Annotated in this window: 11 protein-coding genes and 1 tRNA gene; 6 read left to right on the forward strand and 6 right to left on the reverse strand. The window is 38.0% G+C overall.

Annotation, left to right across the window (positions count from 1 at the left end; all coding sequences use genetic code 11):
* Positions 1-25: 25 nt before the first annotated feature.
* From holA to leuS, 4 genes are all read right to left on the reverse strand, one after another.
* Complete coding sequence (gene holA / locus HXT23_RS03050; protein WP_422112648.1) at positions 26-1,015, reverse strand: DNA polymerase III subunit delta; 990 nt, start codon at positions 1,013-1,015, stop codon at positions 26-28.
* A gap of 191 nt (positions 1,016-1,206) precedes the next feature.
* Positions 1,207-3,024 (reverse strand): ComEC/Rec2 family competence protein, encoded by a 1,818-nt coding sequence (locus HXT23_RS03055; RefSeq protein WP_422112649.1) that lies wholly within the window; start codon positions 3,022-3,024, stop codon positions 1,207-1,209.
* Positions 3,025-3,075: 51 nt separating this feature from the next.
* The gene (locus tag HXT23_RS03060) at positions 3,076-3,930 is read right to left on the reverse strand and encodes a ComEA family DNA-binding protein (protein ID WP_422112650.1); all 855 of its coding nucleotides are present in this window, start codon (positions 3,928-3,930) and stop codon (positions 3,076-3,078) included.
* Between the two features lie 138 nt (positions 3,931-4,068).
* The gene (leuS, locus tag HXT23_RS03065) at positions 4,069-7,053 is read right to left on the reverse strand and encodes a leucine--tRNA ligase (RefSeq protein ID WP_422112651.1); all 2,985 of its coding nucleotides are present in this window, start codon (positions 7,051-7,053) and stop codon (positions 4,069-4,071) included.
* Positions 7,054-7,258: 205 nt separating this feature from the next.
* Between leuS and HXT23_RS03070 the strand changes: the two genes are divergently transcribed.
* The 4 genes from HXT23_RS03070 to HXT23_RS03085 all read left to right on the forward strand — a co-directional run bounded on the left by HXT23_RS03070 (position 7,259) and on the right by HXT23_RS03085 (position 10,925).
* Positions 7,259-7,699, forward strand: a complete 441-nt coding sequence (locus HXT23_RS03070) for a hypothetical protein (protein ID WP_422112652.1) — start codon at positions 7,259-7,261, stop codon at positions 7,697-7,699.
* A 74-nt stretch (positions 7,700-7,773) separates the two neighbouring features.
* The gene (locus HXT23_RS03075; RefSeq protein ID WP_422112653.1) at positions 7,774-8,217 is read left to right on the forward strand and encodes a DUF2871 domain-containing protein; all 444 of its coding nucleotides are present in this window, start codon (positions 7,774-7,776) and stop codon (positions 8,215-8,217) included.
* 89 nt (positions 8,218-8,306) lie between these two features.
* Entirely contained in the window at positions 8,307-9,113 is an 807-nt protein-coding gene (locus tag HXT23_RS03080) for a fructosamine kinase family protein (protein ID WP_422112654.1), read from the forward strand.
* Between the two features lie 90 nt (positions 9,114-9,203).
* Positions 9,204-10,925: a hypothetical protein gene (locus HXT23_RS03085; RefSeq protein ID WP_422112655.1), complete on the forward strand. Its 1,722-nt coding sequence runs from the start codon at positions 9,204-9,206 to the stop codon at positions 10,923-10,925.
* A gap of 92 nt (positions 10,926-11,017) precedes the next feature.
* Here the strand turns inward: HXT23_RS03085 and HXT23_RS03090 are convergent, their stop codons facing one another.
* Together HXT23_RS03090 and HXT23_RS03095 are read right to left on the reverse strand one after the other, a co-directional pair.
* Positions 11,018-12,841: an AMP-dependent synthetase/ligase gene (locus HXT23_RS03090; RefSeq protein ID WP_016635411.1), complete on the reverse strand. Its 1,824-nt coding sequence runs from the start codon at positions 12,839-12,841 to the stop codon at positions 11,018-11,020.
* Between the two features lie 89 nt (positions 12,842-12,930).
* The gene (locus tag HXT23_RS03095; RefSeq protein ID WP_016635410.1) at positions 12,931-13,671 is read right to left on the reverse strand and encodes a M23 family metallopeptidase; all 741 of its coding nucleotides are present in this window, start codon (positions 13,669-13,671) and stop codon (positions 12,931-12,933) included.
* A 260-nt stretch (positions 13,672-13,931) separates the two neighbouring features.
* Here HXT23_RS03095 and HXT23_RS03100 point away from each other — a divergent pair.
* Both HXT23_RS03100 and HXT23_RS03105 read left to right on the forward strand, forming a co-directional pair.
* Positions 13,932-14,004: transfer RNA gene (locus HXT23_RS03100), tRNA-Asn, on the forward strand.
* A gap of 196 nt (positions 14,005-14,200) precedes the next feature.
* Positions 14,201-15,217, forward strand: a complete 1,017-nt coding sequence (locus tag HXT23_RS03105; RefSeq protein WP_422112656.1) for a hypothetical protein — start codon at positions 14,201-14,203, stop codon at positions 15,215-15,217.
* Position 15,218: the final 1 nt, after the last annotated feature.

A 15,218-nucleotide genomic window follows, 5' to 3' on the forward strand; every position in this document is an offset into this window, starting at 1 on the left:
TCACACACTTTCAATTTGATTTAATTTAACGACCGCGCAAAGCAATCATGCTAATGCATTTTTCTAAAGCGTAATCAGCATCACTCGCTCCACCTTTGCATTGCTCATCTGCCCATGCTAAACACATAAAACACTTACGAATCCCATTCTCACTCCATCCACCTAAATCTCTCATAGCCATTTTTAACGCCCACGGATTCACTTTTGCTTGCGCGTTAGAAATTTCTCCGTTTTTAACTGCTATAGCTTTTGCGATTATGCGCATTTTTACAGCCAAAGCTCCAATCAACGCTATAGGGTCAACGCCTTGCAAAACCGCTCTTCTTGCAGCAAGAATAGCTTGACCCGCGTTTCCTTGTGCAGCTTTATCTGCTACAAAAAATCCAGTTACTTGCGGATCCGATATTAAGTATTGGTCAACTATTTTTAGCGTTATTGGGTTATCTTCAAAATCAAAACAAAGCTGAGAACAAAGAGACGCCAACTGGTCGGTTTTTCCGCCTAAAACCTCTACAATGCGCGCAGCGGCTGCAGGCTCCACTGTGCGATTTTGTCTTTCAAAAAGACTTAGCACAAAATTCAATCTTGCATCATCTTTTTTAAGATCTGGAACAGTTATTTTATTTGCTCCAGCTTTTTCTAGCTTTGTAACTATTGACTTTCCTTTAACGCCACCTTCGTGACGTGCAATAACCCAGCAATCATTTATATTAGATTTTGCATTAGTTTTTGATTTAGATTTACTAACACAAAACTCTATTATCGCTTCAACTAAATCTTCATTAGCTTGCTCAAGATTATTAATAACAACAATTGTTCCACTAGAAAAAAGTGATGGACCTGTGGCAGTTACAAAAGCATATTTATCGGCATTCAAAGCGTCTAAATTTACAACATCTGCATCTGGGTATGAGCCTAATATGCGCGTTTTTAAGTCGCGAGCGTTCAAATCATTCAAATACGCATCCCCACCAACTACAATCGTAAGTGGCGCAAAGTTCTTTAACGTTTGCATACGTACCCCTTAATGCTAATGTTTTGCAACTTAATGCTAATGTCTTGCAAGTTAGCTAATCAAATCTACCATTAATTCGATTATTTTTAGCTATTTAACACATCTAATAATTGTACAAACTATACAAAACTTAAGATGATTGACTATAAATTGACTATAAAAATTGCTCAAAATCATCACTTGCACAAAAATCATTCAAAAAGTTCAACCGAATCATCTACAAGATGCTTAAAGCGATTTGACTTTGCTTGAGCGTAAATCTTAAACGAATTATAAAACTCTTTATTTTTAAGATACTTATTAATAAAAAATGCACACAAAAATACGCTAAATTCAACCGACCACGCAAGCCACGCACCTAATGGCCCTGAAACCCATGGAATAACTCCGATTTGCAAATCTCCAAGATTCCAAGCACAATTTGCCATAATGTTTGTTCCAATAGAAGAAATATTAGCGAAAAATAGCGCAATCGAGTAATTCCAGCACGCGCAAACAAGTGACAAAAGCCCAAAAATCGTTGCAAAATCAACAAAAGGAGCAACAAGTAAGTTCGCTATAATAGATATAAAAGAAACTTGAGGTTGCATTAATATTTGCACAGGAAGTGTAAAACATTGAGCACACAATGTAATACTTAATGCGCTTGCAATACTAGACGGCATATATCTTAAAAAGATTCTTCTTAAAGGCATTCCACAAACAATTATTCCAAAAGTTGCACACACAGAAAGTGCAAACGCATAATCCCACGCAAACTTAGGGCAAACAAATAAAACACCTATAACAGTTAAGCTTAATGCGCTAGCCGATTGATACGCTCTAGAAAGTAAAAATGCGATTGAACAAATAATGCCCATTATAAGTGCGCGTAAAACCGAAGCAGATGGGTATACAATAAGTGCTAAAGAAACATTTCCCAGTATTTCCAGAAACGCACACAGCCATTTTGGAACAAGAAAATATAAGCAAACTTTACGAATCATTGCTGCAACAAGCAAAAAGTGGCCTCCAGAAACTGCCATTAAATGCATTATTCCCGAGATCTTAAATCTTTGCTTCATTGTATTTGCATATGCGCTGTCAATTTGACTACTTTTATCTTCATCGTCATTGCTTAAATGCTCTTGACCTAAAAGCCCTACAGTAAGGCCAGGAACGAGCATTTGACCCTGCTCACTTAAATTTCCTGTAACTTTGTAAAATTCTTTATAAAGACTGTTTAGAGCACTTGTTAAAAACCCAGATTTTTCAATCACTTTTAAGGAATTGACTTGATTTTTGCTCGATTTATTTTCCTTACTAAACTTAGATTTATCTTTTTTACTAGCTTTAGGAATTTGAATTTCCACGTTATTTGCGCCAAATTTAGAAATACCAATCTTTGCAAAACTGCTAATCGTATAGCCGTAATTAATTGCTTTACAATCTGGATTAAAAGCGTAAAGCTTCGCACTTGCAAAACTCGCATGTTTTTGCACAACATGATTTTTATCTTCTGTTTCAACACTTTTAACACTTACATTAGCTATACAATCTCCTCTAAAAGAAGAAGATGTTCTTAAAGGAGACGTTATTTTCATAGCCACTTTAACGCTTTTAGAATCGAGCCTTTTATTACCATCATAGCTTTGAGTGCTTCTAGCACTTTCGCTTTTAATAACAGAAAAAACAGGATCTAGCTCTTCTAAGCATTGCGTAATCGAACAAATCATAAATGAAGCTAAAAATGCGCACATAATCGCATAAAAAGTTTGCTTGTATTTGATTATTCCTAAGCTCCTCAAAAATTTAGATTTAAGCACACCATTAAAAAATGATCCATTAGAGAATGAAACATAAAAGCACAGAATAGCAAAAATAAAAGTGGCAAATATTGTATACGCTAAAACTTGATTACTTTTGCATATAAATCTTGCATACAAGCATCCAAACCACATTGCAAAAGCAATTGGAACAAGTCTAAAATCCTTGTTTCCATTTTCAAAGTTCCAATAAAATTCTTCCATTTTACGCCTTAAACAACAAAGTTATAAAACAAACCTATAGATAAGCGATTCTTAACCAACACAAATCATCGATTTAATCTTCGCAAAAGTTTTCGGACCAATCCCGTTGACTTGCATCAAATCTTCAACACGATTAAAAACGCGAACTTTTTTACGCATGTCTAATATTCTTTGAGCCATTTTTGGCCCTATGCCTTTTATTGCTTGTAATTCTTCCGATCCAGCACTATTTATATTTATGCATTCACTTTTATTTTGAATATTTTTGCTTCTATTTTGACTATATTCACTCTTATTTTTTTCAATCAAATCTTGATTTTTGCTAACACTTTCAACGCTTTCTTCATCTTTTTTTAACTCACTTTTATGATTAGTGCTCACTTTTGATTTATTATTTGATTCGTATTTACCATCATTTTTACCGTCGCCTTTAGCATCTGACTTATTGTAAAAATCAACTTGCTTATTAGAATGATCTCTTGATTTTGCGCTAGCGTTATATGCATAAACCTTGCTATAAGTTGCATATTGACTTATTAACATTGTTAAACTACAAGATAAACAAACAACTAGAATCAGCATTATTGCTAAAATATGAGCAGGCTTTATAGCCAATCTAACATGATTCTTCACTCTTGCTTCGTTGCGCTTACTAAAATCATCAACTTTTAATGAAGAACTATTAGCATTAGTAGCAAGGTCTTTCAAAGCGAGCGCACGTTCTTTAGTTTCGCTATCTAAAACGCAAGTTTTATAGTCTAAAATATTCAAATCATCTTTTGTATGCTGTAAATCTTTAGCTTCTCTATAAGAATCACTAATATCGCTGCTTTCTGCACTAACATAATTGTTCAAGCCACTAATCGCATCAAGCCTTTCCAAAACATTACGACTCGTTTTATGCACCTTTAATCACCTCCTTTTGTTATTCATAATCATTCATAAAAAAGATGCTTACCTCCACTATTAAATGAAGATAAGCATCTTTCAAGTAAAATTAACCAATGTGGTTAAAGGCTATTTTGCCTAGAAAACATTGAGTTTTCAGCTTTCGTCTGGCACAATAGACACAATCTTTGGAGCCTTCACAATCACTTTGCGCGGAGCTTTACTACCCAAGCGATCAGCAACAGCTTCCAACGCAAGCTTTTCTAGCTCTTCGGCCTCAATATTCGGGTCAACTTCGAGCTTTGCGCGAACTTTGCCCTTAATTTGCACAACAGCTGTAACAGTATCTGCACCAATGTAGCGAGAATCTGCAACAGGCCAATTTGCGTGAGCAATCGACTTAGTATGACCAAGCTTGCTCCACATTTCTTCGCAAATATGCGGAGCAATCGGAGAAAGCATAAGAACAAGCGGCTCAACTGCTGCTCGAGGCACGCTAGGCAAAGACGTTAAGTGGTTATTTAACACAATCAGCTTAGCGATTGCAGTGTTTGGTCGCATTGCTTCCATCTCTACAGTCACTTGCGCAATCGTGTTATTAACAAGCTTTAGTGTCTTTTCGTCGAGCGCATCTTCTGTTACTACGCAAGCGCCTGTTTCTTCGTTAACAACGTTACGCCACAAGCGCTGCAAGAATCGCATGCCTCCAACAACGTTACGCGTATTCCATGGGCGAGATTCAGAAAGAGGACCCATACTCATCTCGTACAAGCGGAACGTATCTGCACCGTAATTTTCGTACATATAGTCTGGAGTCACAATATTCTTTAGACTCTTGCCCATCTTTCCAAACTCGCGATTCACGCTCTCGCCGTGCCACGTAAATGTTGGCTCTCCAGCTCCGTTATTAGCGCCTTCTTCAACTTCGTCTGCTGGAACGTACTGTCCACGCTCGTCCGTGTACGCATAAGCTTGAATCATGCCCTGGTTAAATAGGCGATGGAACGGCTCAGCAGAATCCACGTAGCCCAAGTCATAAAGCGCTTTATGCCAGAATCTCGAGTAAAGCAAGTGCAAAACTGCGTGCTCTACGCCACCAACGTAAAGGTCAACGCCACCAGAAACATGCTCTTTGCCTGGACGGTTAGTGCCCATCCAATAGTCGTATTCGTCGCTGTCAACCATGTGCTCTGCGTCATTCGGATCCAAGTAGCGCATGTAGTACCAGCATGAACCAGCCCAGTTTGGCATAGTGTTTGTATCTCGATAGTAGGTTTTTACACCGTCACCAAAATCAAGCTGAACTTTAACCCAATCGTCGTTTCTGCTTAGTGGCGCTTCTGGCTCCGAGTTTGCGTCGTTTGGAGCATAAGTCTTTGGTTGATAGTCTGGAACATCTGGCAAAGCAATCGGAAGTTCACTATCTGGAACTAAGTAAGCAACACCATCCTCGTCATAAACGATTGGGAAAGGCTCTCCCCAGTAACGCTGCCTAGAGAACAGCCAATCGCGAAGTCTGTAAGAAACTCTGCCAACGCCTACGCCTGCTGATTCAAGCCAAGTCGTAACTTTTTTAATAGCTTCATCTACGCGCAAACCGTTAATAGACAAAGCGTCACCAAGCTTATGAGTATGCTCCACAGAAGAATTAATAACAATTCCGTCATGAGAAACAAATGGAGCTTTGCCGTTATAATCTTCTAACTTTTCGCCAGAATCCGGCAAAGGCTTAACAGTGTAAATCACAGGCAAGCCAAAAGCTTTAGCAAAATCATAATCGCGCTGATCGCCGCCTGGAACTGCCATAATTGCGCCCGTTCCATAGCCCATAAGAACATAATCTGCAACAAACAGTGGAAGTTTTGCACCAGTTACAGGATTAATCGCGTAAAGACCAGTAAACAAGCCTGTTTTAGCCCCTGCATCTTCCGTGCGATCTTTAGCAGTCTTCGCGCGAGCTTGAGCCTGATACTCTGCTAAACCTTCCTTAAGATTTGCGTAGCCACCCTTCCAACTTTCTGAAACATCCGCACTCCACGCTTCTGGAATATGCTCAAGAATTGGATGATCTACAGAAACAACAGCAAAAGTAGTACCAAAAAGCGTGTCTGGACGAGTTGTGTACACTTCCAAATCGCGAGTTTCGCCGTCCGCACATGGCACTTCAAAATGCACGGATGCACCGTGAGATTCGCCAATCCAGTTTCGCTGCATAAGCTTAACTTTTTCTGGCCAATCAATCGTATTCAAATCTTCAACCAAACGATGCGCATAAGCTGTAATTCGCATGGACCATTGACGAAGATTGCGCTGGAATACTGGGAAGTTTCCACGCTCAGATTTGCCTTCTGCAGTAACTTCCTCGTTTGCAAGCACAGTTCCCAATCCTGGGCACCAATTTACAGGAGATTTAGAAATGTAAGCAATACGGAAGTCATTCAAAACGTCTGCTTGTTCTACTTTGCTAAGCTCTTCCCATTTTTTGCCTGCAAAACCAGGAATTTCGCGCTTTGCGCTCTTAAACTCATCAACAAGCTCACAAATTGGACGAGCAGAACCCTTTCCTCCATCTTTTCTTACAAAATCAGGGTTATACCAAGCGTCGTAAAGCTTTGAGAAAATCCATTGTGTCCAACGAACGTAGTTTGTATCAATAGTTGCAAAAGACCTACGATCATCAAAACTCAATCCCATACGATGCAACTGCCTGCGCATATTTGCAATATTTGCCTCGGTAGTAATGCGAGGATGCTGACCAGTTTGCACAGCGTACTGTTCTGCAGGAAGTCCAAAAGCGTCGTAGCCCATAGCATGCAAAACGTTCTCGCCCTTCATGCGGTGATATCGGCTTACAACGTCTGTTGCTAAATATCCAAGAGGATGCCCAACGTGCAAGCCCTTACCAGAAGGGTACGGGAACATGTCCATTGCAAAGAAAGAAGGGCGGCCTTCAGCATTCCTGCCTTCGCCATCCCTTAAATTACCCTTAACATTAGCAGCCCAGAATGTGCCCTGCTCATCCCAGGTTTTTTGCCAGCGCTGCTCAATATCTTGTGCGAGTTGCGCATTATAACGAAAAGCTGGCTCAGCGATTGTAGCTTTATTGTCAGCTGTTGCATATTGTTGATCGTTGTCTTCCATAAACAAGCACTATAGCGACTCATATCGTCAATTTGCAACACTTTTTACAACTTTTAAGCATATTTTATTGTGTTTTTTGAAAGTTTTAATGCATAATTCACAAAATACTATTATTTAGCGTTTTTTATAAAAATCATTACTACAATTGTTTTAAGAGTTTAACATAAGAATTTACTAGAAATAATATGATTTAACGAGGTTAGTTATGAAGGTATCAAAGAACACGCTTTTATTAATCGCATGCCTTGTATGGGGATTTGCTGGATTCAACATTCTTAAGATTGGTGTTAATGCATACTCAAACTTTTTATCTCCTATTAACTTCGCTTTATCTTTAGCTGTTTTTGTAATATTCCAAATGTTTATTTTTGGAAAACTTGTTAAAAAGCACGTGTCTAGAATCAACGCTTACAAAGAAAACAAGCAATTTTTCCTTAAATTCTTTGACGTTAAATCTTTTATAATCATGGCTTTTATGATGACTTTTGGAATTGTTCTTCGTGCAACAAATATAGCTCCAGAACGCTTTATTGCCGTGTTTTATACGGGATTAGGCTCTGCATTAGCCTTAGCAGGATTGCTTTTTGGATATCATTTTGCTAAAACTGCATGCCCGCGTTACAAAAACACTCATACTATGCAATAGTGCTTACAAACACTTGTAACAACATCAACATTACTAAGGAATATTTGACTATCACTCTACATAAGGAAGTTACTATGAACCATGTTATGAAACGTTATATTAATACGTCTTTGTTGTATGCTGTCCTCGCCATGATTGGCGGCGTCTTTTATCGCGAATTTACAAAATTTAATGCTTTCCATACAAAAACTGTGCTTGCTGTAGTTCACACACACTACTTTATGCTTGGCATGGTTGTTTTTCTGTTACTCATACTATTTGAGAAAAACTTCAGTTTTAGTAACGAAAAAACTACACAAATCTTAATAACTTATCATATTGGACTCAACCTAACAGCAGCAATGATGATTACTCGTGGAATTGCACAAGTAATGCGTCTACATCTCAGTCCATCTATAGATTTTTCCATAACTGGTTTAGCAGGAATCGGACACATCCTACTTGGCGTAAGTATTGTACTAATCTTATTGCAAATTAAACGCAGCATCGCTCATTGTGCTAATACTTCATTAGAATAGTGATGATAGGAATAATTTAGTTTATTCATAAAATATTTATTAAGTGTGTAACTATAAGCCGCATACGCTACTACATTAAGAAGGTTGCTATGAGTAATAACGTGTATAAAAAGAGCAGATCATACGCACCAGAACGATTCTTTGAATGCGAAGGTCGTGGACTTAATTGGCTTCGAGAAGCTTACGACTATGGCGGGCCTAAAGTAGCTAAAGTTTTTGATTGGGGAAAAGACTACTTAAACATTGAACGCATTGAAACTACAAGCCCTACTCCTTTAGCATCGTTTGAATTTGGAGCATCTTTGGCACATATGCACGATTTCGATGCGAAATATTTTGGGGAGCCACCTGCAGATTATGATGGCACATGCTATTTTGGACCATTAAGCGACCCTGTAAAAATGGATTGTGGCACTTGGAGTAATGTTATTGACTATTTAGCAGAAGGCAGGCTCTTGCCAATGGTAAACCTTGGCATTTCTAGAGGAAGTCTTACAAAAAGCGATTTAGATCTTACAAATAGAGTTATTGACGCTTTGCCAGATTTACTTGGAAAAGCCGCTGAAGATAAGCCAGCGCGAGTCCATGGAGACTTGTGGAGCGGAAACGTGCTTTGGACTAAAAGCGAAGACGGTGAACACACAGAAGCTGTTTTAATTGATCCTGCGGCTCATGGCGGCCATCGCGAAGAAGATTTATCAATGCTTCACTTATTTGGAATCAGCTATTTTAAGCAGATTCTAGACGGCTACCAGTCTGTTCATCCACTAAAATCTGGTTTTGAAAATCGCATGACAATTTGGCAACTCTACCCTATTGCTGGTCATTGTGTTTTCTTTGGCGGAGGCTACATTAGCGAATATCGAGACATGTGCTTGGATTTGCTTAATCGCTAAATTTGCATTAGATAATTTAATAGAAACTAACACATAAATAAGCTAACAGATAAATAAGTACAAAACTAAAATTTACGAAAGGTTTTAACTATGATTCGCACGCATAAGCATATTTTGCGCAAAACTATTGCTGTTATAGCAGCTAGCACAATGCTTCTTGCGATTTGCGCATGCGGATCGAGCAATGCAAAAAACGCATCGCCTAGCGCAAAGCCTCAAGTGAATCACGGCAACGTTATAGTTTTTACGCCTTCTGATGGTCTAAATTTAAGTAGAAAAACTCCATTAAGTACATGGGATAATCTTGTTCCAGAAATAGTAAAATCGTTAAAAAAACAAGGATTTTCCAGCAACTCAATCACAACTAAGTCTTCTAACAGCTTGTACAATCAAAGTCAAGATATTCAAGATTATGTTGTAAACACTATTACGTCACTAAATTCTAAGAACAGCGCTAAAAATACTAAAAGTAAAAGCGCAAAAACAAATGTTAAGAATCTTCAAGATAGCGCAAAAAAGCAGCTTTCAAAAACGACTATTGTTGTTGCTCCTTGGACTAATAAAAACGGACACAACAATTATGGAGATTATGTAACTCAACCAGATTCAAATAGTGATCAATTAAATGACGATGATTTAAAGAATCAACAAGAAGCAGAAAATAGACTTTCTAACGCTTTAGAGCTTGCTAAAAAAGCTGGAATGCATGTTGTTATGCTTTCTAGACTAAGTAAGGGATTTAAGCCAGACATTCTATTTGATCTTTCTTCTGCACAAAGAATTGGAGAGGTTCAAGCCTATACTCTTGTACAAAAATTGGCTCTAAATCAAGCATCTAAAGATAATCCAAAAAGTGTGGAAGTGCTTTTGCCTTGCCATAATCAAAAGCAAAATATTCATTTTCATGTTGGAATAAACAAACGCACAATAAACTCCGAAGATTCTTTGTATAAAACTCCAGAGTTTGATGACGAATTTTCCAAACTTGCATTTGAAGGAATCTGGAAGGTTCTAAAGCCATATTTTGAATCTGGACTAATGTTTTCTCCTTCTGGAAAGCTTAACAAGAATTCCACTGCAAACGATTGGAAAAATGTTGCTATAGATGCGGATAATTCCGATTCTGTTAAAGCAGAACTTGAATTTAGACTTATTGAAAAAAATAGTTCTAAATCAACTCCAACAAAACACGTAGATGGAATTATTGCGTTAGAAGATCAAGTTGCTATGCAAACAGAAAGCGCTTTAGAAGAGCTTGGATATAAGGGCAGCTCTGCAGACATTAATCCTTCGTTTACTCTTCCAGACATTATTGGAAACTTTATTGGAAAACGTAATTTAAGCAAAAAGCGCGTACCTTTGCCATCTAATGTAAAAAATAATAAGCTCAAAAAACAAAAAGTAAACGAAAAAAGTAACAAAAATAAAAACACACAAGACAGCAATCAAAGTAGCATCCAAGATAGTCAAAGTGAATATGCAAACACTATTGTAAACGATTCAAAATGGCCTGTTATTACAGGCTACGGAGCATACAAAGACGCTTTACCTAATCTTGTAAACGGAAAGCAATGGATGACTTCTATAGAAAACATCCAAAAGATTTCTAGCGATGTTGCAAAACAGTGTAACTCGTTAAACACTACTGGAAAGATTACGCAACTAGAAGACGTGACCATTTTTGTAAACAATAGTGATTCGCAAAAAGGTGTACCAGTTGCAAATGAAGATATTCTTGCAATCAGCGCAACTAATCTTAAAGCGCTTTTAATAGACCCAGGCTATGTGACTCTTGCAGACGCTGGGCTTTAATCGCTTTACTACATTGCATTACACTAACGCCTTACACTAGGCAGCTTAAGCTTATGCACTAGCTTGCACACTATTAGTAGAGATTATTTCGATTATCTTTTGACTCTTGGAGCATAAATCTTATTTTCAATAAGATCTTTATAACGCTCTAAAACAACGCTTCTTTTTGCTTTAAGGCTTGGAGTAACCAATCCATTTTCTTGCGTAAACGCGTCTGGAACAATCTCAAACTTTCTAATCGATTGTGCTCTAGAAACCTTAGAATTTGCTTTTACAACACTTTGCTCAATTTCGGATCTTACAATTGAATTTTTTCGAGCTTCATCCAGCGAGCGCACAGGTCCTGCCCCTCTAGATATAAGCCACGAGTTTACTTCTGCCAAATCAAGCGCAATAATTGCCGATATAAACGGCTTTCTGTCTCCTACAACAACGCATTGAGAAACGATTGGGCAAGTCATAACAGAAGCTTCTAGAATGCTTGGAGAAACGTTTTTACCGCCAGCAGTTATTATTAAATCTTTTTTACGGCCTGTAATCCTAACAAATCCATCTGGTTCTAGCGTGCCAAAATCTCCCGTGTGCAGCCAACCATTTACTATTTGCTTTTCTGTTATTTCTGGATGATTATGGTATCCTATGCAAACAGCAGGGCTTTTAATGCAAAGTTCACCTTCATCATCTATTGCAACAGACACACCTTTAACTGGAATACCTACTGTTCCAATTCTGTATCCCTTTGTAGGGTTTACCATTGATGGCGCGCATGTTTCTGTCATTCCGTATCCTTCAAGGATTGGAAGCCCAATTCCGTTAAAGAAGTGAGATATAGACGTGTCTAAAGGAGCACCGCCAGAAACACCGTATTCAACGCATCCTCCAAAAACTTGCAAAATCGACTTATATACAGTGTTTTTAAAGAATTCGTGACTTATTGCAATCAATGGCGAAACCATTGCACCATTTTGCTGTGCCTTTGACCATTGTTTAGCAACTTTTACGCTTAACGCAAATATAACGCCTTTTAATCCTCTTCCTGCTTTTTGAGAAGCCGCATTGTAGATTTTTTCAAATATTCTAGGAACACCAAGCACGAATGTTGGCCTAAAGCTTTTGAAGTCACTAAGTATTGTTTTTAGATTGCTAGATAATCCAAGCGTAACGTTTCCAGTAAAGCAAAAGAATTGCATATATCGTGCAAAAACGTGTGCTAGAGGAAGGAACAGCAAAAGTCGTGGATTACCATTCTTACTTTTTAACGCTATATCTGGCATAGAAACTATTCCAGACTTTGCTATAAAAACAAAGTTTCCGTGCGAAAGCTCAATGCCTTTTGGCTCTCCAGTAGATCCAGAAGTATAAACAATTGTTGCTAAATCTTTACCTCTAACAGCTTTTTCTCTCTCGTAAAATTCTGCATCCGTAACGGTTTTTCCGTATTCAATAAACGTGTCGATTGCGTTTGAACTCAATACGAATATTTCTTCAAGACATTTACACGACTTTTTTGCAATCAATACATTATCTCTAATTGCTTCGTCTTCAACAAAAATCATGCTCACATTGGAATCGTTAACAATGTTTTCTATTTGACTCACAGAGCTTGTTTCGTAGATTGGAACAGTTAAAGCTCCAATAGACATTATTGCCATATCTAGCAAAGTCCACTGCCAAGAAGTATGAGCAATTATAGATATTGAATCCCCTGGCATAACACCGTGTGCTATAAACCCTTTTGCAACAGATATAACTAAATCTCTAAACTCTTTAGCGCTGTAGGATTCCCATTTTCCATTTTCGCCAAGATACTCAATTAAGGATCCGTTTGCATTGCGCTCTACGCGATTTTCAAGAAGCGAAAAAACATTTGCGTCGTAATCAATCTTCTCATTAAGATTGCGAGAATACTTTTGCATAGCCGCTCCTTAAATTGCGCATATTATTTAAGCAATGATTCTCAATATTTTACTCAAGAATCTATACACACTATACGATACGTATTTTACTAGTTTTCTTTTAAGTCTTCTTTTGGCTTTAACACTATTTTTTGTTTTTGAACCATCTTTTTTGGGTTTGCGTACGTTCTGTTTCTTCGTTTTAATCCCCATTGAACGCAAAGATTATCGCAATGATCCGACCCAACTGTTACATATGCAAAATTCTGACCCTTTTTAACAATTGACCCAACAGGTAAATCCGTATATGCAGGCTCAAATGTAGATGTTAAAACACCATGACTTATTGTTACAACAGATTTTCCAGCAACCAGCCCCGCAAAGGCGATTATTCCATCTTGTGGCGCTCGTAACTCATCGCCTTCTTTGGCTTGCAAATCAACACCTCTGTGGCCTGCAAGCCAAGGTTTACTCGGAGCATCAAAATCCTTAATAATATTTGCTTCTTTTACTGGATATATCATCCTTGACTTGCAATATTCCTCCTTAGAATCCTCACTCATACTTGTAGCTAAAACATGTTTTTTAGAATTATTTTTACAAATATTCGCGTATTTCTTGTACGCATCTTGCTGATTAGCTTGAATGTACTCATATTCAATGCTTTTGCTAATACTCGTATTTTCTATAACACGAATTAGTGTAATAAATGCAATCAAAGCAAAAAACGCTATTATGTATACAAAAATTATCTTATGTTTCAAAACATATTTTTTTATTCTATTAATTTTTTTGATGATTTTTTGCATCATTTTTTTATAAATGACTTTCATCTTAAATATTTTCCACATATTTTCTCTCCTTTGAATTTCACACTAAAAGTGGCGTATTTTAAGGGTTTTTGCTAATTTCATTTACGTTCTTAAAAGTTTTTCATACGATTCTTTTTTAGTAAAGATTTTTTAAGCAATGTGGTTAAAGGCTATAAAACCTTGATATTTCAACATTTAACAATTTTCGACACGCCCAAACGAGCATATATTTGCATATTGCCAAATTCCGTGTAATATAAATGTCTTGTGCACGGCACAAAGCCAAGCATGGAAGATATTCCTGCGTAGCTCAGTTGGCAGAGCGTTCGACTGTTAATCGAATGGTCGCTGGTTCAAGCCCAGCCGCAGGAGCAAAATAAACCACCAGTCATGCTGGTGGTTTTTTGTTTTAGAAAAATTTTAGATACATCAAATCTAAGTCAAACTCTCGGGTTATAGGCCAAAAACCTATAAGTTGCAATGCGTTAACGTACTTGCTTTGGCGTAAACTGTAAAGGTCGTTTGCATAAAGCAAATCTTGGCAAATATTGATAAACAGAGGATAAATATGTTAGAAAACATCTCCAAAGTCATGAATAATGGCAATAAAAAGAAGATGATAGTTCTTATAACTGGCGTTGTAGTACTTGCGCTAGTTCTTTGCATAGGCGCAATATGCTGGAGCGTTCAGCATAATGCTCGCGTAAAAGAGGCTCGTAAAGCTTGCGAAGTTCAAGTTGCACAAGTAACTAAAGCAAACAAATCTTGGAACAAACTTATTAAAAATTCTCTACTTGTGTCTTTTGCTAAAGAAGATTCCGAAAACGGCAAACTACTAAATAAGCTTATGAAGTTGCGCATTCCAGAAACAGTTGTGTGCAACGCAAATTCACCAGAAGCTTTAGGTGCGCAAAATGCTCAAGCTATTGCAGCAGCGCAATGGTATTCCGATAACGCTCAACGAATTCGCAGCATCACTTCTATTATGATTGATAAAGCTGCAGGCGACGAGTCTACTCAAGAAGACAAAAAGAAGGAAGAAGAAAGCCAAAAGCAATTGCAAGAGCTTACTGCTCCTGTTATTAGAAAAGCACCTAGAGTACAACGCAGGCCAAGACTTACCATCCCTAACATTCCTCCAGATCCTGTAGAAACAGCAAAGAAAAAAGCTCAAGAAGATGCTGCTGCAAAAGAAGCAATTAGAGAAGCAGAAAAGAAGAAGGCTGAAGCTGCAAAGAAGGCAGCTGAAAAGAGAAAAGAAGAATTAGAGCAAATGAGAAAAGAGATTAGAGAAGCTGAAAAGAAGGCTGCAGAAAAGAAGGCAGAAGAAGAGAAAAAGAAGAAGGAAGAGGAAGAGAAAAAGAAGAAGCTGGAAACTCCTCCGCCTACGCGTCCAACAACTCCTACGCCACCAGCTAGCGGCACCGGAAGTACTGGCACCGGCAATACACCTCCACCAGCTAGCGGCAGCGGAAGTACAAGCGGCGGTACTGGCAGCGGAAGTACTGGCACCGGCAATACACCTCCACCAGCTAGCGGCAGCGGAAGTACAAGCGGCGGAAGTACAAGCGGCGGATCTAATTAAA

Source organism: Gardnerella sp. DNF00257, assembly GCF_049262745.1.
Classification (GTDB): domain Bacteria; phylum Actinomycetota; class Actinomycetes; order Actinomycetales; family Bifidobacteriaceae; genus Bifidobacterium; species Bifidobacterium piotii.